Origin of the sequence: Dankookia sp. GCM10030260 (assembly GCF_042666655.1) — a bacterium.
In the GTDB taxonomy this organism is placed as follows: domain Bacteria; phylum Pseudomonadota; class Alphaproteobacteria; order Acetobacterales; family Acetobacteraceae; genus Paracraurococcus.
In genome coordinates this window covers 944,753-968,269 of sequence record NZ_JBHTDE010000002.1, presented here as the reverse complement: position 1 = coordinate 968,269, position 23,517 = coordinate 944,753, and the positions used below count along the sequence as shown (strand labels likewise).

Sequence of the window (23,517 nt, the reverse complement as noted above, 5' to 3'; positions counted from 1 at the left end):
GCCCGGTCTTCGGTGAACTCAGCTGCGGACCAGCGGGCAGCCACCCTCGGCAAGTGGCCGGAAGGCTTCCTCGGCAGGCGTGGTCTGCAGCAGCTTGTAGTAGTCCCAAGGCCCCTTACTCTCGTTCGGGGCCTTCACCTCGAACAGGTAGGATGGGTGGATCTTGCGTCCGTCGGCGCGGATGGTACCCGCGCCGAAGCAGTCGTCATCCGTCGGCATCGCCTTCATCCGGGCCACCGCCGCGGCACCGTCCGCCTTGGCCTGTGCCACGCCCATGTCGGCCGCCGCCTTCAGGTAGTGCAGGACCGAGGCATAACAGCCGGCATGCGACATGGCCGGCATGTTGCCCGCGAGCTGCGGCTTCACCTTGGCGGTGAAGGCGCGGGTTCGGTCGTTGAGGTCCCAGTAGAAGGTCTCGGTGCAGACCAGCCCCTGCGCCGCCTGCAAGCCGAGCCCGTGGACGTCGTTGATGAACATCAGCAGCACGGCCAGCTTGGTGCTGCGCCGGGTCAGGCCGAATTCGGCCGCCTGCTTGACCGCGTTGATGGTATCCGCGCCGGCATTGGCCAGGCCGACCACCTTGGCGCGGGAGGATTGCGCCTGCACCAGGAAGGAGGAGAAATCGGTATTGCCCAGCGGATGGCGCACCGCGCCGATCACGCGGCCGTTCTGCGCCTTGACGAAATTCGACGTGTCGCGCTCCAGCGCATGGCCGAAGGCATAGTCGGCGGTGATGAAGTACCAGGTGTCGCCGCCCGCCTTCACCATAGCGCCGCCGGTGCTGCGCGCCAGCATCCAGGTGTCGTAGGTCCAATGCACCGTGTTCGGACTGCATTGCGCCCCGGTCAGGTCGGCGGTCGCGGCGGTGCTGTTCAGGTAGACCTTGTTCTTCTCCCGCACCACGCCGTTGACCGCCAGCGCCACGGCGCTGTTCGGCACGTCGATGATGACATCCACGCCGTCGCGGTCGATCCATTGGCGGGCGATGTTGGATCCCACATCCGGCCGGTTCTGGTGGTCGGCGAAGACCACCTCCACGTTGAAGCCGTGGCTGCCGGCATCCTGCACCGCTTGGCGGACGCAGGCGACCGAGGTCGGGCCCGAGATGTCGCGGTAGACGCCCGACTGATCGTTCAGCACGCCCAGTTTGATCGTGTTGGCAGCCTGCGCACGGGATGCCCGTGAAGCGAGGCCGCCCAGCGCAAGCACGGACCCCGTGGCGATCAGGCTGCGACGATCAAGCTGCATGGGCGGACCCTCTCCTGGCTCAGGTCTTGACGAAGCTGCAGCCGCCATCCGCCAGCGGCCGGAAGGCCTCGTCCGACGCGGTGGTCTGCAGCAGCTTATAGTAGTCCCACTCGCCGCGGCTCTCCTCGGGCTTCTTCACCTCGAAGAGATAGGACGGGTGCAGCTTGCGGCCGTCCTGACGGATCTGGCCGGCGCCGAAGCAGTCGTCGTCGCAGGGCATCGCCTTCATGCGGTTGACCGCCTCGACACCGCTCGCCCGGGCCTGGGCCACGCCCATGTCGGCCACGGTCTTCAGGTAGTGCAGCACCGCGGCATACCCGCCGGCATGGTTCATGCAGAGCGGGACGCTGACGTTCGGCCGCATCTTCTGGGTGAAAGCGCGGGTGCGGTCGTTCATGTCCCAATAGAAAGTCTCGGTGCAGATCAGCCCCTGCGCCGTCTGCAGCCCGATCGCATGCACGTCCGGCAGGAACATCAGCAGCGAGGCCAGCTTGATGCCGCGCTTCGAGAGGCCGAACTCCGATGCCTGCTTGATGCAGTTCACCGTGTCGGAACCGGCATTGGCCAAGCCGATCACCTTCGCCTTCGAAGCCTGCGCCTGCAGGATGAAGGAGGAGAAATCGGTCGTGCCCGGAAAGGGCGTCCGCACGCTGCCGAGGACCTTGCCGCCGGCATTGCGCACGAAGGTCGCGGTGTCGCGTTCCAGCGCGTGGCCGAAGGCATAGTCGGCGGTGACGAAATACCAGGAATCACCACCGGCCCGCACCGTCGCGCCGCCGGTCGACTTGGCCAGCATCCAGGTGTCGTAGGTCCAGTGCACCGTATTCGGCGAACACTTCGACCCGGTCAGGTCCGAGGTGGCCGAGGAGGTGTTGAGGAAGACCTTGTTCCTCTCCCGCACCACGTCGTTGACCGCCAGCGCCACCGACGACGCGCCGCCATCGACGATGACGTCGACGCCTTCGCGATCGATCCATTGCCGCGCCAGGTTGGAGCCGACATCCGGCTTGTTCTGGTTGTCGCCGTAGAGCACATCGACATTGAAGCCGCGGTTGGAGAACTCGGCCGCCGCCTGGCGGATGCAGGCAAGCTCGGTCGGCCCCGTCACGTCGCGATAGGTGCCGGAGAAATCGCAGAGCAGCGCGATCTTCACCGTGTTCGCCGCCTGCGCGCGGGCGCTGCGCCATGGCAGCCCACCTGCGGCAGGCAGCGCCGCCGCGGCCTTCAGGATCCCTCTGCGGCTCGTCGTCCCTGTCATCTTCCCTCTCTCCCCGATCGCGCCGCTTCTTTTGGCGGCATCGTTCAAGCCCGCGGACGCCCCATTCAGACGCCCAGATATTCGTGCAGCCGGTCCATCGAGGCGGCGAGGTCGGCGTTCGCCACCTCCGCCACCACGCGGCCGTGTTCCATGACGTAATGGCGGTCGGCCACCGTCTGAGCGAAACGGAAATTCTGCTCGACCAGCACCACGGTGAAGCCGCGGCTCTTCAGTTCGCGGATCGTCACGCCGATCTGCTGCACGATGACCGGAGCGAGGCCCTCGGAGGGCTCGTCCAGCAGCAGCAGCTTTGCGCCGGTCCGCAGGATGCGGGCGATCGCCAGCATCTGCTGCTCGCCGCCCGACAGCTTGGTACCGGGGCTGTTCGCCCGTTCCTTCAGGTTCGGGAAAAGCTTGTAGATAGTGTCGAGGTCGAGTCCGCCGGCCCGGATCACCGGCGGCAGCATCAGGTTCTCGGTCACCGTCAGGCTGGCGAAGATGCCGCGCTCCTCCGGGCAGTAGCCGATCCCGGCGCGGGCGATCTGGTCGGACCGCGTGCCGATGGTCTCCTTGCCGTCGAAGCGGATGCTGCCGGCGCGGCGGCCGACCAGGCCCATGATGGCGCGCAAGGTGGTGGTCTTGCCGGCGCCGTTGCGGCCGAGCAGCGTCACCACCTCGCCCGGCCGGACCTCGAGGCCGACACCGTGCAGGATGTGGCTCTCGCCGTACCAGGCCTCGAGGTTCTTCACCACGAGCATGGCCTCGCCGGCGGCGACGGAACGGGGCGCGTCGAGGGTCGCGGACATCAAACCGGCACTCCGTCGGTCACGGTATGCGCCTCGCTGCCCAGGTAGGCAGCGACGACATCCGGGTTCTTCGCCACGGCCTGGTAGTCGCCCTCCGCCAGGACGGAACCACGTGCCAGCACGGTGATGGTGTCGCAGAGGCCGGAGACAACCTTCAGGTTGTGCTCCACCAGCAGCACGGTGCGGCCGACCGCGACGCGCTTCACCAAGGCCACGATTCGATCCACGTCCTCATGCGCCATGCCCGCCGTGGGCTCGTCGAGCAGCATCATCTGCGGCTCCATCGCCAGGGTGGTGGCGATCTCGAGCGCGCGCTTGCGGCCATAGGGCAGCTCGCCCGCTGCCAGGTGCTCGTATCCGCCCAGGCCGACATCGGCGAGCAGCGCCATGGCGCGGTCGTCGTATTGCCGCAGCAGCGAGTCGGATCGCCAGAAGTCGAAGCTGCCGCCGCGCTGGCGCTGCAGCGCCACCCGCACGTTCTCCAGCACGGTCAGATGCGGGAAGACCGCCGAGATCTGGAAGCTGCGCACCAGTCCGAGCCGCGCGACCTCGGCCGGCTTCAGCCTGGTGATGTCCCGGCCGTCATACTTGATGGTGCCGCGCGTCGGCTGCAGGAACTTCGTCAGCAGGTTGAAGCAGGTGGTCTTGCCGGCCCCGTTCGGGCCGATCACGCCATGGATGCTGCCACGCCGGACCTTCAGGGAAACATCGCCGACCGCGACGAAGCCCATGAACTCCTTGGTCAGCCCCTCGGTCTCCAGGATGATGTCTGACACCCGGATCGTTCTCCCCGTTCAGCCTCGTGCCTTCCGGGCCATAGGCCACAGGTGCGACACCTGGGCGGCCATGATCACCGGACTGCGGTTGGGCGGTTTCTGGCGTGCCCGCTACCCCGGCGCCATACTGGCGCGGCAGGAGTGCGTAACACCGTCCGTCGTTGCGGCAAGGTATGGCCGTCTATCGCCCGCAATGCAAGGGAGGCCGCGGGATTCACCATGGTGCGGGCGGGCCGGAACCTGCCGCTCAGCGCAGCCCGTCGCGCCCTTCGGCCTCGGCATGGGTCAGCCCGCCGATGCGCGGCAACGGACGGCCACCGGTGGTCAGTGCCAGGCAGACCAGGATCTCGTTGGCCCGCGGCGCGTCCGGCACCCGCGCCTCGATCGCGTCGAAATGGCTGCGCACGAAGGCGGCATCCTTGTGGCCCAGCGGCACGTCGATGCCCGTCCCCGGTCCGCCCGACTTCTTGGCAGAGGGGATTAGCGCCGGCCCCTTCCCCAACGCCGACCGCACCGGCGCGCCCATCCTGGGATGTAAGAGTGCCGCGGCATGTTCCAGCTCCCCGGCCTCGCCGACCACCGCGGCCTTGCCGAAGCTCTGCACCTGGTCACCGGGGATGCCCAGGACGGCGATCGCGCGCGCCGCCAGCAACGCACCGAGTTCCTCGCCCTGGGCGATCAGCTCCGACAGGTCCTCCGTGTAGCGGCTGGCGAAGGGGTTCTCGATCACCGCGCAGCAGACAACCCGACGGATCGGGATGGCAAGGTCGCGGCGCATCTCGCGCCGCGTCTCGTCGAGGATGGTGACCAGCTTGCGGATGATGGCGGGCATGGAGGCAGTCCTATCGAAGGGTGCAGATTGCCCCGGTCGGCTCGCCCCCGCCAGACGGGACAGCCGGCTGCCATGCCCGGCGATGGCACCGATCGGGCCCGGGATGCGCCGAGCGGCCGGCGCCCTGAAGTCAGCCACGGGCCTGGCCCTCGCCACCTGGGCGAAGGCATCGCCGATGGCGACCGGGAAATGCAGCGTGATGCTGGCATCGCTCCAGCAGTCAGTGGTGCAGGCTCGGCATGCGTGCCGCAGCATCTTCTTCGGCGTGAGGTCCCACACGGAAGGCAGCGGCGTGTTCCGGTCCCCGCAAGGCCGGAGGTCGTTGTTCCAGCCCCTTTGGAAGTACTTCGAGCCGGCATCACAGGGGAAGCGCCCGCCCAAGGCGAGGATCGCCGCCCGCATCTCGCGGATTCAGACCGGACCAGGGCGCCTGGGCGTCGTCCCGGGCGTCGGCGGCCTGGGTCAGTGACCCGGCACCTCGGGCACCCGCTCGGCCGGCGGGGTGTTGCGGCTGCGGCCGCAACGCATCGCCCCGTCGATCATCACCCCGCCGATGCCGGGCAGGTCGCCCAGCTCCAGGCTGTGCAGCATGTCCCGCCCTGCGCTGTGCTGGGCGCGGTCGAGGAACACCAGGTCGGCGGCGCGGCCGATCTCGATCAGCCCGGCATCGAGGCCGCGGATGCGCGCGGTATTGCCGGTCGCCAGGGCGAAGGCCTGCGCCGCCGGGATGCCGCCGAGCGACGACAGCAACGCGATCATCCGCAGGATGCCCAGCGGCTGCACGCCCGACCCTGCCGGGCTGTCGGTGCCGAGGATGACCCGGTGCAGCTGGCCGAGGTCGCGCGCCGCCTGGACCGCCGCGATCGCCACCCGCTCGTTGCCGTTGTGGACCAGCTCGATGGCGCGGGAGGAGCGCTCGCAGAGCTCGCAGACATGCGCCTCGGGCAGGCTGGTATGGCCGCCGTTGATATGGCCGATGATGTCGGCATCCGCCTCCAGCACCGTGTCGCGGTCGATCATGCTGCTGCCGGGAACCGAGGGGCCGCCAGTGTGGATGGTGCTCTGGATACCGTATTTCCGCGCCCAGGCGACCATCTCCCGCGCCTGGTAGCCGGTCTTGACGCTGCCGAGCCCGACCTCGCCGAGCAGGGTGACCCCGGCGGCGGCGAGTTCGGCGAAGTCGTGCTCCTCCATGCCCAACTCGAGCACCGGGGCACCGGCCAGCACCTTCACCCCGGCCGGACGGGCATTGAAGAAGGCGCGCTGCGCGGTGATGGCCAAAGCCTTGAGCCCGACGATGTCTTTCGGCCGGCCGGGCAGGTGGACCTCGCCGGCCGAGATCATCGTGGTGACGCCACCGTTGAGGAAGCTCTCGACCCAGCCGATCTGGTTTTGCCGCGGAGTCCAGTCGCCGAAGACCGGGTGGACATGGCTGTCGACCAGGCCGGGCGAGACGGCGCAGCCATGTGCGTCGATGACGCCGTCGACCGGGCCGCGGCCGGCGAGGTCGGCGCCGCGGCCGATGGCGGCGATCTTCCCGTCCTCGATCAGGATGCCGTCGGCCTCCAGCAGCGGCAGGGCCAGGTCGCCCGAGAGCAGCAGGCCGATGTTCCGCACCAGGGTCCGGCCCTTCGCGGGTCCCGCCGCCTGCTCCACCGCCATCGCCGAACCTCCGCCACGCGGGGCGGAGCCTAGCGAGCGGCCGCGCGCGAGGATAGTCCGGCGCCCCGGCCCGTGGTTTGCTACACCCGGACCGAAGGTGCCGCGCGGCGGCGCCGGTTGGACGATCCCGGAGCAACATGACCGCCTATCGCCGACCGACGCGCCTGACCGAGGCCCTGGCCCTGCTGGCCGAGGCGCCCGAGCCACCGCTGCTGCTGGCCGGCGGGACCGACATCTACCCGGCCCGCGCGGCGGCCGAGGCCTGGATGCGTCCGGTGGACCGCCCGTTACTCGACCTCTCGGCGCTGCCGGAGCTGGCCGGGATCGAGGATCGCGGCGACCACCACCGCATCGGTGCCCTGGTCACCTGGGCGGCGCTGCGGGATGCCGCGCTGCCGCCCTGGTTCGACGCGCTGCGCCAGGCGGCGCGCCAGGTCGGCGGGGCGCAGGTGCAGAACCGGGGGACGCTGGTCGGCAATCTCTGCAACGCCTCCCCCGCCGCGGATGGCGTGCCGCCGCTGCTGGCGCTGGATGCGGAGATCGAGCTGGCCTGCCTCGGCGGGGTGCGGCGGCTGGCCCTCGGCGACTTCCTCCGGGGCAACCGGCAGACCGCGCTGGCGCCGGGCGAGATCGCCACCGCGGTGCTGGTGCCGAAGGCGGCGCCTGGGTCGGTGGCGCGGTTCGAGAAGCTGGGCGCCCGGACCTATCTGGTGATCTCGATCGTCATGGTCGTCGCGGTGATCGAGGTCGAGGCAGGCCGCATCGCCCGCGCCCGCATCGCCGTCGGCGCCTGCTCGGCCGTGGCACAGCGGCTGCCGGGGCTGGAGGCGGCGCTGGCCGGCCTGCCGCTGGCGGCGGCCGCCAGCATCCCGGCCGCGGCGCACTTGGCGGCGCTCACGCCGATCGACGACATCCGCGCCACGGCCGCCTATCGCCGCCAGGCGGCGCTGGTGCTGCTGCGCCGCGCCCTGGCTCCCCCGGCCGAGGCGCGCGCGGCATGACCGCCCAGGCGATCCTGCTGACGGTGAACGGCGCCGCCCAGGCGGTCGCGGCACCGCCCGCCACGCGGCTGAGCAGCGCGCTGCGCGACCAGCTCGGCCTGACCGGCACCAAGGTCGGGTGCGACGCCGGCGATTGCGGCGCCTGCACCGTGCTGCTCGACGGCGCCCAGGCCTGCGCCTGCCTGGTGCCGCTGGCGCAGGCGGCGGGCCGCAGCGTGACCACGATCGAAGGCCTGGCGGCGACGCCGATGGGCGCCGCGTTGCAGCGCGCCTTCCTGCACCACGGCGCGGCGCAGTGCGGCATCTGCTCGCCGGGCATGCTGCTGGCGGCGAGCGAATTGCTGGCGGCGACGCCGCAGCCGGACGAGGCCCAGGCGATGGCCGCGCTGGGCGGCGTGCTCTGCCGCTGCACCGGCTACCGCAAGATCCTCGACGCGGTGTTGGATGCGCATGCCTTCCTCGGCGATGCGCCTGCGGCGCCGCTGCCCGCCGCCGGCGCGGCGGTCGGCGCCCGCATGCCGCGGGCGGATGGCGCGGCCAAGCTCTGCGGCGCCGACCTGTTCGGCGCCGATGCGGCGCCGGCCGATGCGCTCTGGCTGCGCGCAGTGCGCAGCCCCCATGCGCGCGCCCGTTTCACCTTCGGCGACTGGGCGCCGGTCCTGGCGCGGCATCCCGGCCTGGTGCGGGTGCTGACCGCGGCCGACGTGCCCGGGCGGAACGGCTTCGGCATCTATCCGGACATCAAGGACCAGCCGGTCTTCTCTACCGGCGAGCTGCGCTACCGCGGCGACGTGGTCTGCGCCCTGGTCGGCGACCGGCCGACGCTGGAGGCGATCCGCCTGGACGAATTGCCGATCGCCTTCGAGGAACTGGCGCCGGTGACGCTGGCGGGCGGCGACGCGCTGCACGCGCGCTGGCCGGACAACGTCCTGACCAGCGGCCGCGTCGTCTCCGGCAATGCGGAGGCCGCGCTGGCCGGCAGCGCGCATGTCGCGGAGATCGGCATAGAGACCGGCTTCGTGGAGCACGCCTATATCGAGCCCGAGGCCGGCTGGGCGCAGCGTGTCGGCGATCGGATGGAGGTCTTCGCCTGCACTCAGGCGCCGTACATGGACCTCGAGGAGGTGGCGGGCGTGCTCGGCATCCCGCAGGCGGATGTGCGGATCATCCCCTCCGCCTGTGGCGGCGGCTTCGGCGGCAAGCTCGACGTCTCGATCCAGCCGATGCTGGCCATCGCCGCCTGGCTGCTGCGCCGGCCGGTGCGGGCGGTGCTGCCGCGGCCGGAGAGCATGGCCGCCAGCACCAAGCGCCACCCCGCCCGCATCGCCGCGCGGGCCGGCTGCGATGCGGCCGGGCGGCTGACCGGCCTCGCCTTCGAGGGCGTCTTCGACACCGGGGCCTATGCAAGCTGGGGCCCGACCGTTGCCGGCCGGGTGCCGGTGCATTGCATGGGGCCCTACCGGGTGCCGGCGGTGGCGGCGCGGGCGCGCGCGATCCTCACCAACAACCCGCCCTCCGGCGCCTTCCGCGGCTTCGGCGTGCCGCAGGCGGCGATCGCGCAGGAAGCGCTGTGGGACCGGCTGGCCGATGCGGCTGGGCTGGACCGGCTGGAATTCCGGGTGCTGAACGCGCTGCGCGTCGGCGACACGACGGCGACCGGCCAGGTGATGGAACATTCGGTCGGCCTGGTCGCCTGCCTGGAGGCGCTGCGGCCGCGCTGGCGGGCGCTGCGGGAAGAGGCCACGGCGGCGAATGCCCGCGGCGGCCCCCGGCGGCAAGGCGTAGGCATCGCCTGCATGTGGTACGGCATCGGCAATACCGGCATGTCCAACCCATCGACCATGCGGGTGACGTTGGCCCCGGAGGGGCCGGTCTTCCACAACGGCGCCGTCGATATCGGCCAGGGCAGCACCACCGTGCTGCTGCAGATCGCCGCCGATGCGCTGGGATTGCCGGTGGCCGATTTCCGCCTTGTGCTGGGCGATACCGACCTGACCGCCGATGCCGGCAAGACCAGCGCCTCCCGCCAGACCTTCGTCAGCGGCCGCGCGGCGCAGGCGGCGGGCGCGGCGCTGCGCGATGCGATCCTGCTGCGCGCCAATGCGGGGCCGGAGGCGCGGCTGGCGCTACGCGGCGGCACGCTGCTGGTCGACGGGCGCCCGCTGGCGCTTGAGGCGCCGCTGGAGGGCATCGGCCGCTTCGACCCGCCAACCGTGCCGCTGGATGCCGAGGGCCAGGGCATCCCCTACGCCACCTATGGCTTCGCCGCGCAGGTCGCGGCGCTTTCGGTGGACAGGGAGCTCGGCACGGTCCACCTGTCCCGCATCGTCGCGGCGCATGATGTCGGCCGCGCCATCAACCCGACCTTGGTCGAGGGCCAGATCCAGGGCGGCATCGCCCAGGGGATCGGCCTCGCCTTGATGGAGGAATACCTGCCCGGCCGGACCGAGAACCTGCACGACTACCTGATCCCGACCGTCGGCGACGTCCCGGCGATCGAGTGCATCCTGGTGGAGGACCGCGAGCCGCTCGGTCCCTACGGCGCCAAGGGGATCGGCGAGCCGGCCCTGGTGCCGACCGCGCCGGCGATCCTCTCCGCCATCCGCGACGCCACGGGCGTGAGTGTGACCCGGGTCCCTGCCCTGCCGCACCGGCTGCTGGAGGCGATGGCACGATGAGCACCGACCGGACCGCGATCTTCGGCGCGCGCGAGGGCAACGAGGGCATCGTCCGCTGCGATGCCTGCCCGGTGCTCTGCCGCATCCGCCCCGGTCGGGCCGGGGCCTGCAGCCGCTACGCGAACGAGGACGGCGCCCTGGTCCGCACCGACCCGCTGGTGCTGATGACCCGCACCGTGGAGGCGGGCGGCGGGACGGTGCCGTTCCTGGAAGGCGCCGAGGACTGGGCCGGCGGCCTCGCGCCGCGCGAGGAGATCTTCGTCACCGCCATCGGCGCCGGCACCACCTATCCCGACTACAAGCCGGCGCCTTTCATCGTCGGCTCGCGGCATGAGGGCGTCGATACCGTCACCGTCGTGACCGAGGGCATCTTCAGCTATTGCGGGCTGAAGGTGAAGATCGACACCGACCGGCATCTGGGCGCCGAGACCGCCGCGGTGCGGGTCGATGGCGAGCAGATCGGCCATGTCACCACCGCCGAATACGGCAGCCAGATGCTCAGCCTCGGCGGCGTGCGGCACCTGACCGGCGGCAGCAAGCGCGAGGGCAACGTCACCTGCGCCGCCATGCTGAAGCTCTGCGGCAAGCAGGCGGTGGAGGTGACGATCGATGGCGGCGCCAAGCTCGTGCTGCAGGCCGGCGCGGCGCCGATCGTTAACGGCGTGCCCGAACGCCGCATGCGGGTCGGCTGCGGGAGTGCCGCGATCGGCATCTTCGCCCAGCAATGGCATGGCCATGTGGACGAGGTGATCGTGGTCGACGACCACATCACCGGCGTGCTGTCGGAGCATCAGGCCGGCAAGTGCCTCGACGTGCCGCCGACCGGCATCCGGGTGCGCGGCCGGCGCTCCACGCCGGGGCGGTATTTCCAGGTGGCGCATCCCGGCACCGGCTGGGGCGGCACTGACATCACCGACCCGCTCTCGGTGCTCGAGAGCATCGACCCGAAGATCGCCTGGCCCGGCCTGCGCCTGCTGCTGACCAGCACCACGGGCGAGGATTTCCTCTATGCCGAGCTCGACGAGACACTGCGCCCGGTGCCGGCCAAGGCGCCGCCCGCCGTGGTGCAGACCGTTGAGCGGATCGGCGAGAATTGCGAGCCGGCGCTGACCTCCATTCTCTTCATGGCCGGGGCCGGCGGGTCGCTCCGCGCCGGCGTCACCGAGAATCCCGTGCTGCTGACGCGGGAAGTGCAGCGATCGCTGGTCCGCGTGACCATCGGCGGCGCGCCCTGTACGCTCTGGCCCGGCGGCGGCATCACCATCATGGCCGACGTGCTGCGGGTGCCGGACGGCGCCTTCGGCTACGTGCCGACGCCGGCGCTGGTGGCGCCGATCGAGTTTACCCTGCGCGCCGACCTTTACGCCCGGCTCGGCGGCCATGTGGACCATGCGGTGCCGCTGGAGCGCGTGCTGGCCGAATACGGCGACGCGGCGCGGCACGACCCCTGGCCGGCACAGAACCCTTGGCCGGCGCCATGATCGCCTCCCTGCCCGATGGCCGCCTTCATCTGCAGGATGGGCCGATCGACCTGGTGATCGGCCTCGACGGCACCCGCGCCGCCGTGGCCGAGGCCACTCGCCGCGCCGCCGGCGCCTTCGAGGGGTTGCTGGCCGGCCTCGCCACCGAATTGCCGTCGCTGCGCCTGCCGCTGGGCGCCGATCCACCGGCGCTGAGCGGCCCGGTCGCCCGCCGCATGGCCGCCGCGGTCTGGCCCTTCCGTCGCGGCTTCATCACCCCCATGGCCGCCGTCGCCGGCGCGGTGGCAGAGGAGGTGCTGGAGGCGATCGCCGCCATCCCCGGCCTGCTCATGGCCCATGTCAACAACGGTGGCGACATCGCGCTCTTCCTCGCCCCCGGGCAGGTGCTGCGGATCGGCCTGGTGCCGAGCCTGGAACGCGCGGCGCCCGAGGGGCTGGTGCGGATCGCGGCGGCCGATGCGGTGCGCGGCGTCGCCACTTCCGGCTGGCCGGGCCGCAGCTTCTCCCGCGGCATCGCCGATGCGGTGACGGTGCTGGCGGCAAGGGCCGCACAGGCGGATGCGGCGGCCACCGTCATCGCCAATGCGGTCGATGCCGATCATCCGGCGGTGCAACGGGCGCCGGCCGACAGCCTCGACCCCGACAGCGACCTCGGCAGCCTGCCGGTCACCGTCGCGGTCGGCGCCTTGCCGGACGATATGATCGAGGCGGCGCTCGATGCCGGCGAGGCGGAGGCGGAGCTGCTGCTGCAGCGCGGCCTGATCGAGGGCGCGTTGCTGGTGGTGCAGGGCAGGCTGCGCGCGGTGGGCGCGCCGCGGCTGCTGCCGGGCTGCTGACCAGCCTCCGCTAGACCGAGAGGTACTGCTCGCGCACCGCATCGGCCGCCATCAGCGCGGGGATGGTCCCGGTCCAGCGAATGCGGCCCTTCTCGATGATGGTGGCGCGATCGCTGACGACGCGGGCGAAATGCAGGTTCTGCTCCGACAGCAGGATCGACAGCCCCTCGGCCTTCAGCGCGCGGATGGCCTCCGCCATGCGTTCAACGACCACCGGCGCCAGCCCCTCGCTGGGTTCGTCCAGCAGCACGAGGCGCGGGTTGCCCATCAGGGTGCGGGCAATGGTCAGCATCTGCTGCTCCCCGCCGCTCATCCGCCCGCCCGGCCGGTCGCGCATGCCGCCGAGGCTGGGGAAGAGGGCGAACAACCGCTCAGGCGTCCACGGCACGGCGCCCGGCGGCGCTGGGCGGCGGCCGACCTCGAGGTTCTCCATCACCGTCAGCTCGGCGAAGATGCGCCGTTCCTCCGGCACGTAGCCGAGGCCCAGCCGGGCGATCTCGAAGGGCTCCCGCCCGGCGATCTCGGCGCCGAAGAAGCGGACGCTGCCGCCGCTCGGCGGCACCAGACCCATGATCGCCTTCATCGTCGTCGACTTGCCGGCGCCGTTGCGGCCGAGCAGCACCACCACCTCGCCGGCGCCGACCTTGAGCGCCACGTCGTCGAGGATATGCGCGCGGCCGTAATGCGCGGAAAGCCCGCTGACGCGCAGCATCAATGCCCACCCTGCACATGACCGGTGCCGAGATAGACCTCCCGCACCCGCGGGTCGGCCCGCACCGCGGCCGGCGCGCCCTCGGCGATCAGCGCGCCGCGGTCGAGCACCAGGATGCGATCGGCATGCCCGAAGACGACATCCATGTCGTGCTCGGTGAACAGCACGGCGATGCCGCGTTCCCGGGCGATGCCGGCGGTCAGCGCCATCAGCCCGACGCGTTCCTGCGGCGCCATGCCGGCGGTGGGCTCGTCCATCAGCAGCAGCTTCGGGTCGTTGGCCAGCGCGATGGCGAGCTCGACCCGCTTGAGGTCGCCATAGGCGAGGATGCCGCAGGGCCGTGCCGCCTGCTCCGCCATGCCGAGCCGGGCCAGCAGCGCCTCGGCCGGCGCACGGTCCATGCGGGAGACTGGGGTCCAGAGCTGGCCGAGCCGGCGGTGGTGGGACAGCAGCGCCATCTGCACGTTCTCCAGCACCGTCATCGAGCCGAAGGTGGCGGTGATCTGGAAGGTGCGGCCGACACCCAGGCGCCAGACCCGGCGCGGCGCGAGGCCGGTGATGTCCATCCCCCCAAGCCGCACGCGGCCGGCATCCGGCCGCAGCTGGCCGTTCAGCATGTTGAAGCAGGTGGACTTGCCGGCGCCGTTCGGGCCGATCAGCGCCAGCATCTCCCCAGGCGCGACGGCGAAGGAGACGCCGCGGACCGCCTGGACACCGCCGAAGCTCTTCTGCAGCCCCTCGACCTCAAGCGTCGCCACGGGATGCCTCCCACCGCGCGCGCGCGGCGCCTGCCAGGCCCTGCGGGAAGAACAGCACCAGCGCGACGATGACGCTGCCGAGCACCAGCCGCCACAGGTCGGTCAGCCGCATCAGCTGTTCCTGCAGCCCGGTATAGGCGAGCGCGCCGACGATCGGGCCGCTCAGCGTCTGCACGCCGCCCAGCAGCACCATCAGCAGCGCGTCGACGCTGCGCGGGATGCCGAGGAAGGTCGGGAAGACGCTGCCCTTGGCATAGGCAAAGAGGCCGCCGGCGATGCCGGCCATGACCGCGGCCAGGGCGAAGGCGAGCCAGCGGGTCCGGAAGGCGTCGATGCCGATCGCCTCGGCCCGCAGCGCGCTGTCCCGCTGGGCGCGCAGCGCATAGCCGAAGGGCGCATGGATCACCCGGCGCAGCAGCAGCGTGGCGCCGAGGCAGAGCGCCAGCGTCAGGTAGTAGTAGACCAGCTTCGGCGCCGCCCAAGGATCCGGCCAGACGCCGAGGATGCCGTTGTCGCCGCCGGTCACCTCGACCCATTGGAAGGCGACCGACCAGGCGATCTGCGCGAAGGCGAGCGTCAGCATCGCCGAGTAGACGCCCGAGAGCCGCACGCAGAACCAGCCGAAGAGCAGTCCGAACAGCCCGGCGGCGAAGGGCGCCATGGCCAGGCCCAGCAGCATCGGCGCCGCCAGCCACTTCGCCGCCAGCGCCGCGCCATAGGCGCCAAGGCCGAAATAGGCGGCGTGGCCGAAGCTCGCCATCCCGCCCGGCCCCATGATCAGGTGCAGGCTGGCGGCGAACAGCACGAAGATGGCGAGTTCGGTCAGCACCGAGAGCGCATAGTCGCCGGCCAGCAGCGGCAGCAGCACGGCCGCCGCCAGCGCCACCCCGCCCAGCAGCAGCAGCGGCCGCGGCGCCGGGCCGATCAGCGGCTCGGCCGCCCCTGCCCCGCCCTGCGCCGGGCCCGGCGCCTTGCCCAGCAGCCCATGCGGCCGCACCACCAGCACCACGGCCATCACCAGGAAGACCAGCACCAGGGTGATCTTCGGCAGCACCAGGATGCCGAAGGCGTGCAGCTCGCCGATCAGCAGCGCCGCCAGCGCCGCGCCGCCCAGGCTGCCCAGGCCGCCGACCACCACCACCACGAAGGCCTCGGTGATGATCGAGAGGTCCATGTGCAGGTTCACGCTCTCCCGCGGCAATTGCAGCGCGCCGCCGAGGCCGGCGAGGACGCTGCCGAGGAAGAAGACCGAGGTGAACAACATGCGCTGGTTGACGCCGAGCGCGCCGACCATCTCCCGGTCCAGCGTCGCCGCGCGCACCAGCGTGCCCCAGCGGGTGCGGTGGAACAGCGCCAGCAAGGCCAGAAGCACGACCGGCCCGACCACGATTAGGAAGAGTTCGTAATCCGGGAAGCGGAGGCCGAGTATCTCCGTGCTGCCGCGCAGCCCCGGCGCCCGTGGTCCGAGCAGGTCCTGCGCCCCCCAGGTAAGCAAGGCGAGGTCCTGGACGATCAGCACCACGCCGAAGGTCGCCAGCAACTGGAAGAGCTCCGGCGCCCGGTAGATGCGGCGCAGCAGCAGCACCTCGACCACCAAGCCGATCAGCCCGGTCGCCAGCGCCGCGGCCAGGACACCGCCCCAGAAGCCGAGATGGCCGCGCGGAAGGTTCGTCACCAACGTCCAGGCCAGGTAGGCGCCCAGCATGTAGAAGGAGCCATGGGCGAAGTTGACGATCCGGCTGACGCCGAAGATCACCGTCAGCCCGGCCGCCACCAGGAACAGGGACGACGCGCTCGCCAGGCCGCTGAGGGCCTGGAGGACCAGGTTCTCCAAGGCGTCCCGTTCAGCTCTGCGGGCGCAGCGCGCGCACCACGTCGTCTGGCGGCAGGTAATCCTTGCCATCGGCATAGCGCCAATCCGCCATGCCGCCGCGGCCGTTCTTCAGCACGGTGCGGCCAACGAAGGCGCCCATGGTGGATTGGTGGTCGAGGGCGCGGAACTCGACCGGGCCGAAGACCGAGCCGAATTTCAGCCCGGCCATAGCATCGACCATCGCCTCGGTCTCCACCGCCGTGGTCCTCTTCAGCATCGCGGCGATCGCCATGACCGTGTCGTAACCGACGACGCTGCCGAGCCGCGGGGTGTCGTTCCAGCGGCGGCGGTAGGCGTCGCGGAAGGTGGCGTGCTCGGGGGTGTTGATCTGGTCCCAGGGATAGCCGGTGACGATCCAATTCTCCGGCGCCTCGTCCTGCAGCGGGTCGAGGTATTCGGGCTCCCCGGTCAGCAGGGAGACGACGCGGCGGCGTTCGAACAGCCCACGCGTCGCGCCCTGGCGGACGAAATTGGTGAGGTCCGCGCCGAAGGTGACGTTGAAGATCGCCTCCGGGTTCGCGGCCGCCAGGGCCTGCACCGTGGCGCCGGCATCGATGCGGCCGAGGGCGGGGAACTGCTCGGCGACGAAGCTGACGTCCGGCCGGGCGCGGGTCAGCAGCTCCTTGAACCAGCGCACTGCGGACTGGCCGTATTCGTAGTTCGGCGCGACGGTCGCCCAGCGCTTCGCCGGCAGCTTCGCCGCCTCCTCGACCAACATCGCGCTCTGCATGTAGGTGCTGGCGCGCAGCCGAAAGGTGTAGCGGTTGCCGCGCGACCAGACGAGCGCGTCGGTCAGCGGCTCCGACGCCACGTAGAGCATGCGGTTCTGGTTGGCGTAGTCGGAGATGGCGAGCCCGACATTGGACAGGAAGCCGCCCGAGAGCAGCGCCACCTTCTCCGAATTCACCAGCTCGCCGGCCAGGCGGACGGCGTCCTCCGGCTTGCCGGCATCGTCGCGATGCAGTGTCTCAAGGCTGCGGCCATTGATGCCGCCGCCGGCATTGACCTGTTCCACCGCCATGGTCCAGCCATAGCGGTAGGGCTGCAGGAAGGCCGGCTGGGCGGTGTAGCTGTTGATCTCGCCGATGCGGATGGCGGTGGATTGCGCACGCCCGAGGTTGGGTGTCGCCAATGCTGCGCCGGCGCCTGCCAGGATCTGGCGGCGCCCGATCACCCAACCCGTCATGGTCCACCCCGGTCGCGTCATTTGCTGCGATGCAGACATGCAACCGCAAGGCCCGGACCGGCGCAAGGGCGGAAAGCCGCTACATGCCTCACCATGAAGCGGGGTAGCCCTGTTCGGCCCATGGGCCGGGCAAACAGCACCGCGGCCTGCCCAGCCGCGATGCGTCCATGGCTGCCCCGGCCGGGCTTGCCGCCCGGCCGGGAACGTGCTGTTCAGGCGGCGGCGACCAGGCCGCCGGTGTTCGCCAGGAACCGTACCCAGTGATCGGCATCGCCGAACATGGCGTCGTTCACCGTCAGCCGCTTGAAGTAGTGGCCGCAGGCATATTCCATCGTCATGGCGATGCCGCCATGCAGCTGGATCGACTGCTGCCCGACGAAGCGCGCCGACCGGCCGATCTGCGCCTTGACCGAGGCCATGTTCTTCCGCCGCTCGGCCGGGTCGCGCTCCTCGGCGCCCATGGCGGCGAAGTAGGACATGCTGCGGGCCTGTTCCAGCTGCACCAGCATGTCGGCGGCGCGGTGCTGCAGCGCCTGGAAGCTGCCGATCGGGCGGTCGAACTGCTTGCGGGTCTTCATGTAGTCGATGGTCATGTCATGCGCGACCTGCATGCAGCCCACCGCCTCGGCAGCCAGCGCCACGATGGTCTCGTCCACCACCTGGTCGACCAGCGGCAGCCCGTCCTCGGGATTGCCGAGCACCGCCTCGGCCCGCGCATTGGCGAATTCGACCTCCGCCGCGCGCTGGCCGTCCACGGTGCGGTAGCCGCGGCGGGTAACGCCAGGGTCCTTGGCATCGACCAGGAAGACGCCGATGCCCTTGTGGTCGCGCTGGCCGCCGGCGCTGCGCGCGGTGACCACCAGCTTGCCGGCGCTGTCGCCATGGATGACCATGCCCTTGCGGCCACTGATCACCCAGCTGCTGCCGTCCCGCTTCGCCGTGGTCGCCACGTCGTGCAGGTCGTAGCGCGACTGCCGTTCGGTCTGGGCGAAGGCCAGCATCAGCTCACCGGCGGCGATCTGCGGCACGAGGTCGGCCCGCAACTCGGCGCTGGCGCCGGCGCGAAGGAAGCCGCCGCCGATGACGACGGTGGGGAGCCAGGGCTCGAGCGCAAGCGCCTTGCCGAGCTGCTCGGCGACCAGCATGGTCTCCACATGGCCGCCGCCGAAGCCGCCCTCATCCTCGGCGAAGGGCAGGCCGAGCAGGCCGAGCTCGGCATACTGCGCCCAGACGTCGCGGCTCCAGCCATCGGGCGACTTCATGAAGCCCTTGCGCTGCTCGAAGCCGTACTTGTCGCCGAACAGGCGCGCCACGCTATCCTGGAGGAGGCGCTGCTCTTCCGTCAGATCGAAGTCCATGTTCGCTCAGAGCCCCAGAAACGCTTTGGCCATGATGTTCCGCTGGATCTCGTTGGACCCACCGTAGATCGACTGCTTGCGCCAGTTGAAATAGACGCCGGCAAGGCCGAAGGCCCAGTCGGGCGCCACGTCGATGTCGTTGCTACCCTCAGCCTCCGGATCGCCGTCGATCCAGGCATAAGGACCGGCCGCCTTCATCAGCAGCTCGGAGCACATCTGCTGGATCTCGGTGCCCTTGATCTTCAGCACGCTGGTCGCCGGATCGGGCTTCTTGTCCTTGCGCTTCGACTCGGTGGCGATGACGCGCATCACCGTCATCTCCAGCGCCTTCAGCTCGACCTCGATCTCGGTCACCTTGCGGGCGAAGTCGGGGTCCTGCATCAGCGGCTGCCCGCCATCCATGCTCTCGGTCGAGGCGATCGCCTTGAGCCGGCGGATGCGCTCGCGGCTGGCGCCGACCCGGGCCTGGCCGAAGCGCTCGTTGCCCAGCAGGAACTTGGCGCAGTCCCAGCCGCGGTTCTCCTCGCCGACCAGGTTCTCCACCGGGACCTTCACGTCATCGAGGAAGACCTCGTTGACCTCGTGCCCGCCCTCGATGGTGATGATCGGGCGGACGGTGATGCCGGGCGTCTTCATGTCGCACAGCAGGAAGGAGATGCCCTCCTGCTTCTTCGCCGCCGGGTCGGTACGCACCAGCAGGAAGATCCAGTCGGCATGCTGGGCCAGGGTGGTCCAGGTCTTCTGGCCATTGACGACGTAGTGGTCGCCCTCCCGCACCGCACGGGTCTTCAGCCCGGCGAGGTCGGAGCCGGCGCCGGGCTCGGAGAAGCCCTGGCACCACCAGTCGTCGAGGTTGGCCATGCGCGGCAGGAAGCGCTTCTTCTGCTCCTCGGTGCCGAATTCGGCGATCACCGGGCCGCACATGTTGGTATTGAAGGCCAGCGGCTGCGGCGCCGGCGCCTGCTGCAGTTCCTCGCGGAAGATGTAGCGCTGGCCGAGCGTCCAGCCCGGGCCGCCCCATTCCTCCGGCCATTCCGGCACGGCCCAGCCCTTGGCGTTCAGCTTGCGCTGCCAGTCGATGACCATCTGCTTGGTCGGCGACTTGCCGGAGAGCATGCGCTCATGCGTCTCCTTCGGCAGTTCCCTGGCGATGAATTCCCGCACTTCCTTGCGGAAGGCGATCTCGGCCTCGTTGAAGCGCAGTTCCATGGGTCTCTCCCCGTCGTTCGTTTCAGGCGGCGGCGCTGCGGCCCCGCTCCTCCTCGATCAAGTCCAGCTTCGCAAGCTTGCCGACCGGCGTGCGCGGCAAGGCGTCGCGGAATTCAAGCGCGGCCGGCATCTCGTGCTTCCCAAGTCGGTCGGCCAGGAAAAGCCGCAAGCCCTCCAGCGTGAAGGGCATGGCGTCGGGCCGCAGGGTGACGAAGGCCTTGGCCGCCTGGCCGCGGTAGTCGTCCGGCACGCCGATTACGGCGCAGTCCAGCACGTCCGGGTGCTCGTGCAGCGCGTCCTCGATCACCCGTGGATAGACGTTGAAGCCACCTGAAAGGATCATGTCCTTCTTCCGGTCGGTCAGGAAGAAAAAGCCGTCCGGCGCCATCCGGCCGATATCGCCGGTCAGGAAGAAGCCGTCAACGCGGGCATTCGCGCCCTCCTCCGGGCGCTGCCAGTAGCCCTCGAAGACATTCGGCCCGCGGATGGCGATCTCGCCGGTCTCGCCCGGCGGCAGCGCCCGCGCCGGATCGTCGAGCGAGACGATCCGCATCTCGATCCCCGGCAGCGGCAGGCCGACGCTGCCGGGCAGAAGCGGCGCCCCGGGCCAGTTCGGCTGGCTGGTCCCGGCCGGGCAGGTCTCCGTCATGCCCCAGCCGGCGCCAATCCGCTTGCCGGTGATCCGCTCGAACCGCGCCGCGACCTCCGGCGGCAGGGCCGCGCCGCCCGAGGCGGCCGAAGACAGCGAGGTGAGGTCGGCCTGGTCGATCCGCGGATGGTTGGCCAGCGCGATCCACATGGTCGGCACGCCGCACATGTCGGTGGCGCGGCGCTGCTCGATGTCGCGCAGCACGGCATCGGCATCGAAGCGGGCATGCAGCAGCATCTCGTCGCCGCGCTGCAGCGACACCAGCAGGTCGCAGGTGAAGGCGAAGATGTGGAACAGCGGCAGCACGACGATCACCCGCCGCTCCCGCCGCGCCGCATCCGGCCCGCGCCCGCCGTTCCAGAGCCGGTACTGCGCGCAGGCGGCGGTCAGGTTGCCATGGGTCAGCATGGCGCCCTTCGGCAGGCCGGTGGTGCCGCCGGTGTATTGCAGCAGCATGATGTCGTCGGGCGAGACCGTGGGCAGCGCCTCCGGCTCGGGCGCGGCCAGCCAGTCCTCAATCCGCGGCGCCCCCGGCGGCACCGGCGGCGCGGCCGGGCCGGCGCCCCAATGCGCGTCGTCGCCGACAACCAGCGCCTCGACCAAGCCCTGCGCCTGCAAGACACCGGCCAGCCTGAGCAGTCCCTCATGCGCCAGGGTCACCAGCACCCGCGCGCCACTGTCCCGCAGCTTGTGGACGATGGTGCGCGGCGCGTCGATCGGCGAGAGCTGCGTCACCCGAAGCCCGGCCAGCGCCGCGCCGAAGACGATGGCAGGATGGAAGGCGGTATTGCCCAGCAGCAGCGCGATCCCGTCCCGCGCCGCCGGCACGGCCAGCAGCGCGCCGGCGACGCGCCGCGCCATCGCCTGCATTTCGGCATAGGTGATGGCGGCGTCGCGGTAGCGCAGCGCCACGCGCGGCCCGTATTCGGCCGCGCTCCGCGCCAGCAGCCCGCCGAGCGTGCCGCGCTCGATCGGCGCGGCCCAATCGAGGCCGGGCGGGTAGCTGGCCTCCCAGGCGAAGGGACGCCCCCCCGGCATCACACCTTGCCCGGACCCTTCATGGCGGCGAAGCTGCCGCCCTCCTTCGCCAGCGTCTCGATCAGCGCCGCCGGCTGCAGGTTGCGGTCGCCGGTCGCCTCGGCGTAGTGCGCCAGCTTGTCGCGCACCGCCTTGAGGCCGAGCCGGTCGGCGAAGAACATCGGCCCGCCGCGGAAGGCCGGCCAGCCGAAGCCGTTGGCGAAGATCACGTCGATGTCGACGGCGCGATAGGCGATCCCTTCCTCGAGAATCCGCGCGCCCTCGTTCACCATCGGCAGCAGCACGCGCTCGAGGATCTCCTGGTCGTCGATCTTCCGCCGCCGCACCTGCATCTTCTCGGCCAGGTCGAGGATGATCGCCTCGACCTCCTTGGACGGCATACGCTTGCGGTTCTCGTCGTAGTCGTAATAGCCCTTCGACGTCTTCTGGCCGAGCCGGCCTGCCGCGACCACAGCATCCGCCACCGGCGCCACCGTGCCGCGCGCCTTGCGCACCGCGGCGCCGATATCGAGGCCCGCGAGGTCGCCGGTGGCAAGCGGACCCATGGCCATGCCGTAGGCTTCCATGACCCGGTCGATGTCCTGCGGCAGGCAGCCTTCCAGCAGCAGCTTCTCGATCTGCGGGCCGCGCTTGCCGGTCATGCGGTTGCCGACGAAGCCGTCGCAATTGCCGACCAGAACCGGCAGCTTGCCGATCCGCTTGCCGACCTCGGTCGCGGTGGCGATGGCGGTCGGGTTGGACTTGCTGCCCTTCACGTTCTCCAGCAGCCGCATGACGTTGGCCGGGCTGAAGAAGTGCATGCCGACGACCAGTTCCGGCCGCTGAGTGGCGGAGGCGATCTCGTCGATCGAGAGAGTCGAGGTGTTCGACGCGAGCACCACGCCGGGCCGCGCCGCCTTGTCGAGCCGGGCGAAGATCTCCTTCTTCACCGCCATGTTCTCGTAGACCGCCTCGATCACCAGGTCGGCCTCGCCCACCGCCTTGTCGAAGTCGGTGGTGCCGGTCAACAGCGCGCGGCGCTTCTCGTACTCCGCCTGGGTCAGCCGGCCGGAGCCGACGCTGCGCTGCCAGTTCGCCTCGCAGCGCGCCAGGCCCTTCTGCAGCGCCTCCTCGGAGGTCTCGACGATGGTGACCGGCAGGCCGTTGTTCGCCGCCGACATGGCGATGCCGCCGCCCATGGTGCCGCCGCCGATGACGACCAGCTTGTTGACCGTGGCCGACTTGGCATCGGCGGGCAGGTCGGGGATGCGCACCGCCTCGCGCTCGCCGAAGAAGATGTGCCGCAGCGCCTGGCTCTGCTCGCCCTGCACGAGCCGGGTGAATTGCTCGCGCTCGACGTTCAGCCCATCCTCGAAGGACTGGGTGAAGGCGGCGCGGACCGATTCGACGCAGCCCTTGGGGCTGTCCTGGCCACGGCTGCGCGCGGTCAGCTTCTTCGCCGCCTCGTCGAATTTCGCCGCGTCGTAGCCCGCGATCCTGTCGGTGCGGTGCTTCGCCAGGACGAATTTGTCGCCGGCATGCTGGCGCGCCCAGGCGATCGCCGCATGCTCCAGGTCGCCCTGCACCACGGCATCGACGAAGCCAAGCTTGGCCGCCTCCTCGGACGGCACAGGGTCGCCCGAGACGATGAGCCGCAGCGCCTCCATCCCGATCAGCCGCGGCAGCCGCTGGGTGCCGCCGGCGCCCGGCACGAAGCCGCGCTTCACCTCGGGCAGGCCGACCTGCGCGCCCGGCGCCGCGACGCGGGCATGGCAGGCGAGCGCAAGCTCGAGCCCACCGCCCAGCGCATTGCCGTGGATCGCGGCGACCACCGGGATCTTCGACTGCTCGATCGCGTCGAAGACCTCGGGCAAGGACGGCGGCTTCCGCGGCTTGCCGAATTCGGTCATCTCGGCGCCCGCGGAGAAGTTGCGGCCCGAGCCGATCAGCACGATGGCGCGGGCGCCCTCGCGCGCCGCCGCCTTGATACCGTCGAGCAGGCCGGCGCGCACCTCGGTCCGCAGCGTGTTCACCGGGGCATTGGCGATGCGGAGCACATGGACATCGCCGTCCCGCGCGTGCTCAACGAATGGCTGCTCTCCGGCCATGGGATATCCTCTCCGGTAAGGTCTTGTTTTATGGGCTGGCGTCGGGCCGCAGTGTCGGGCGGCGGCCCC

18 protein-coding genes are annotated in these 23,517 nt (G+C 70.8%); 4 read left to right on the top strand and 14 right to left on the bottom strand.

Annotated features, from left to right (window positions below; translation table 11 throughout):
- Positions 1-18: 18 nt before the first annotated feature.
- The 6 genes from ACFQS7_RS10995 to ACFQS7_RS10970 form a co-directional block, all read right to left on the bottom strand.
- Positions 19-1,248 carry an ABC transporter substrate-binding protein gene (locus ACFQS7_RS10995; protein WP_380067087.1) on the bottom strand — a complete coding sequence of 410 codons (1,230 nt, stop codon included), beginning with the start codon at positions 1,246-1,248 and terminating at the stop codon, positions 19-21.
- 19 nt (positions 1,249-1,267) lie between these two features.
- Positions 1,268-2,506, bottom strand: a complete 1,239-nt coding sequence (locus ACFQS7_RS10990) for an ABC transporter substrate-binding protein (protein WP_380067086.1) — start codon at positions 2,504-2,506, stop codon at positions 1,268-1,270.
- A 65-nt stretch (positions 2,507-2,571) separates the two neighbouring features.
- Positions 2,572-3,312, bottom strand: a complete 741-nt coding sequence (locus tag ACFQS7_RS10985) for an ABC transporter ATP-binding protein (protein WP_380067085.1) — start codon at positions 3,310-3,312, stop codon at positions 2,572-2,574.
- Positions 3,312-4,094, bottom strand: coding sequence for an ABC transporter ATP-binding protein (locus tag ACFQS7_RS10980; RefSeq protein WP_380067246.1), 783 nt, complete (start codon positions 4,092-4,094; stop codon positions 3,312-3,314). Before ACFQS7_RS10980 ends, ACFQS7_RS10985 begins: the two co-directional genes overlap by 1 nt.
- A 241-nt stretch (positions 4,095-4,335) precedes the next feature.
- Positions 4,336-4,920, bottom strand: a complete 585-nt coding sequence (locus tag ACFQS7_RS10975; protein ID WP_380067084.1) for an amino acid synthesis family protein — start codon at positions 4,918-4,920, stop codon at positions 4,336-4,338.
- Between the two features lie 462 nt (positions 4,921-5,382).
- Positions 5,383-6,582 carry an amidohydrolase family protein gene (locus tag ACFQS7_RS10970; protein ID WP_380067083.1) on the bottom strand — a complete coding sequence of 400 codons (1,200 nt, stop codon included), beginning with the start codon at positions 6,580-6,582 and terminating at the stop codon, positions 5,383-5,385.
- Between the two features lie 137 nt (positions 6,583-6,719).
- Between ACFQS7_RS10970 and ACFQS7_RS10965 the strand changes: the two genes are divergently transcribed.
- Genes ACFQS7_RS10965 through ACFQS7_RS10950 form a run of 4 tightly spaced genes read left to right on the top strand, consistent with a single transcriptional unit; the run spans position 6,720 to position 12,578 of the window.
- A complete protein-coding gene (locus tag ACFQS7_RS10965) occupies positions 6,720-7,583 on the top strand; it encodes an FAD binding domain-containing protein (RefSeq protein ID WP_380067082.1) in 864 nt (287 codons plus the stop codon).
- Positions 7,580-10,261, top strand: a complete 2,682-nt coding sequence (locus ACFQS7_RS10960) for a molybdopterin-dependent oxidoreductase (RefSeq protein WP_380067081.1) — start codon at positions 7,580-7,582, stop codon at positions 10,259-10,261. The genes ACFQS7_RS10965 and ACFQS7_RS10960 overlap by 4 nt, the downstream gene beginning before the upstream one ends.
- A complete protein-coding gene (locus ACFQS7_RS10955) occupies positions 10,258-11,742 on the top strand; it encodes a 6-hydroxynicotinate reductase (protein ID WP_380067080.1) in 1,485 nt (494 codons plus the stop codon). Before ACFQS7_RS10960 ends, ACFQS7_RS10955 begins: the two co-directional genes overlap by 4 nt.
- Positions 11,739-12,578 carry a UPF0280 family protein gene (locus ACFQS7_RS10950; RefSeq protein ID WP_380067079.1) on the top strand — a complete coding sequence of 280 codons (840 nt, stop codon included), beginning with the start codon at positions 11,739-11,741 and terminating at the stop codon, positions 12,576-12,578. The genes ACFQS7_RS10955 and ACFQS7_RS10950 overlap by 4 nt, the downstream gene beginning before the upstream one ends.
- 10 nt (positions 12,579-12,588) lie before the next feature.
- Here the strand turns inward: ACFQS7_RS10950 and ACFQS7_RS10945 are convergent, their stop codons facing one another.
- The 8 genes from ACFQS7_RS10945 to ACFQS7_RS10910 all read right to left on the bottom strand — a co-directional run bounded on the left by ACFQS7_RS10945 (position 12,589) and on the right by ACFQS7_RS10910 (position 23,448).
- Positions 12,589-13,290: an ABC transporter ATP-binding protein gene (locus ACFQS7_RS10945; RefSeq protein WP_380067078.1), complete on the bottom strand. Its 702-nt coding sequence runs from the start codon at positions 13,288-13,290 to the stop codon at positions 12,589-12,591.
- On the bottom strand, positions 13,290-14,048 hold the full coding sequence (locus ACFQS7_RS10940; protein ID WP_380067077.1) for an ABC transporter ATP-binding protein: 759 nt from the start codon (positions 14,046-14,048) through the stop codon (positions 13,290-13,292). Before ACFQS7_RS10940 ends, ACFQS7_RS10945 begins: the two co-directional genes overlap by 1 nt.
- Positions 14,035-15,882, bottom strand: a complete 1,848-nt coding sequence (locus ACFQS7_RS10935) for an ABC transporter permease (RefSeq protein ID WP_380067076.1) — start codon at positions 15,880-15,882, stop codon at positions 14,035-14,037. Before ACFQS7_RS10935 ends, ACFQS7_RS10940 begins: the two co-directional genes overlap by 14 nt.
- A gap of 10 nt (positions 15,883-15,892) precedes the next feature.
- Positions 15,893-17,128, bottom strand: coding sequence for an ABC transporter substrate-binding protein (locus tag ACFQS7_RS10930; protein WP_380067075.1), 1,236 nt, complete (start codon positions 17,126-17,128; stop codon positions 15,893-15,895).
- Between the two features lie 191 nt (positions 17,129-17,319).
- Positions 17,320-18,465 carry an acyl-CoA dehydrogenase family protein gene (locus ACFQS7_RS10925; RefSeq protein WP_380067074.1) on the bottom strand — a complete coding sequence of 382 codons (1,146 nt, stop codon included), beginning with the start codon at positions 18,463-18,465 and terminating at the stop codon, positions 17,320-17,322.
- 6 nt (positions 18,466-18,471) lie between these two features.
- Positions 18,472-19,674: an acyl-CoA dehydrogenase family protein gene (locus tag ACFQS7_RS10920; RefSeq protein WP_380067073.1), complete on the bottom strand. Its 1,203-nt coding sequence runs from the start codon at positions 19,672-19,674 to the stop codon at positions 18,472-18,474.
- A 22-nt stretch (positions 19,675-19,696) separates the two neighbouring features.
- Positions 19,697-21,361: an AMP-binding protein gene (locus tag ACFQS7_RS10915; RefSeq protein WP_380067072.1), complete on the bottom strand. Its 1,665-nt coding sequence runs from the start codon at positions 21,359-21,361 to the stop codon at positions 19,697-19,699.
- Positions 21,361-23,448, bottom strand: a complete 2,088-nt coding sequence (locus tag ACFQS7_RS10910; RefSeq protein ID WP_380067071.1) for a 3-hydroxyacyl-CoA dehydrogenase NAD-binding domain-containing protein — start codon at positions 23,446-23,448, stop codon at positions 21,361-21,363. Before ACFQS7_RS10910 ends, ACFQS7_RS10915 begins: the two co-directional genes overlap by 1 nt.
- Positions 23,449-23,517 lie beyond the last annotated feature (69 nt).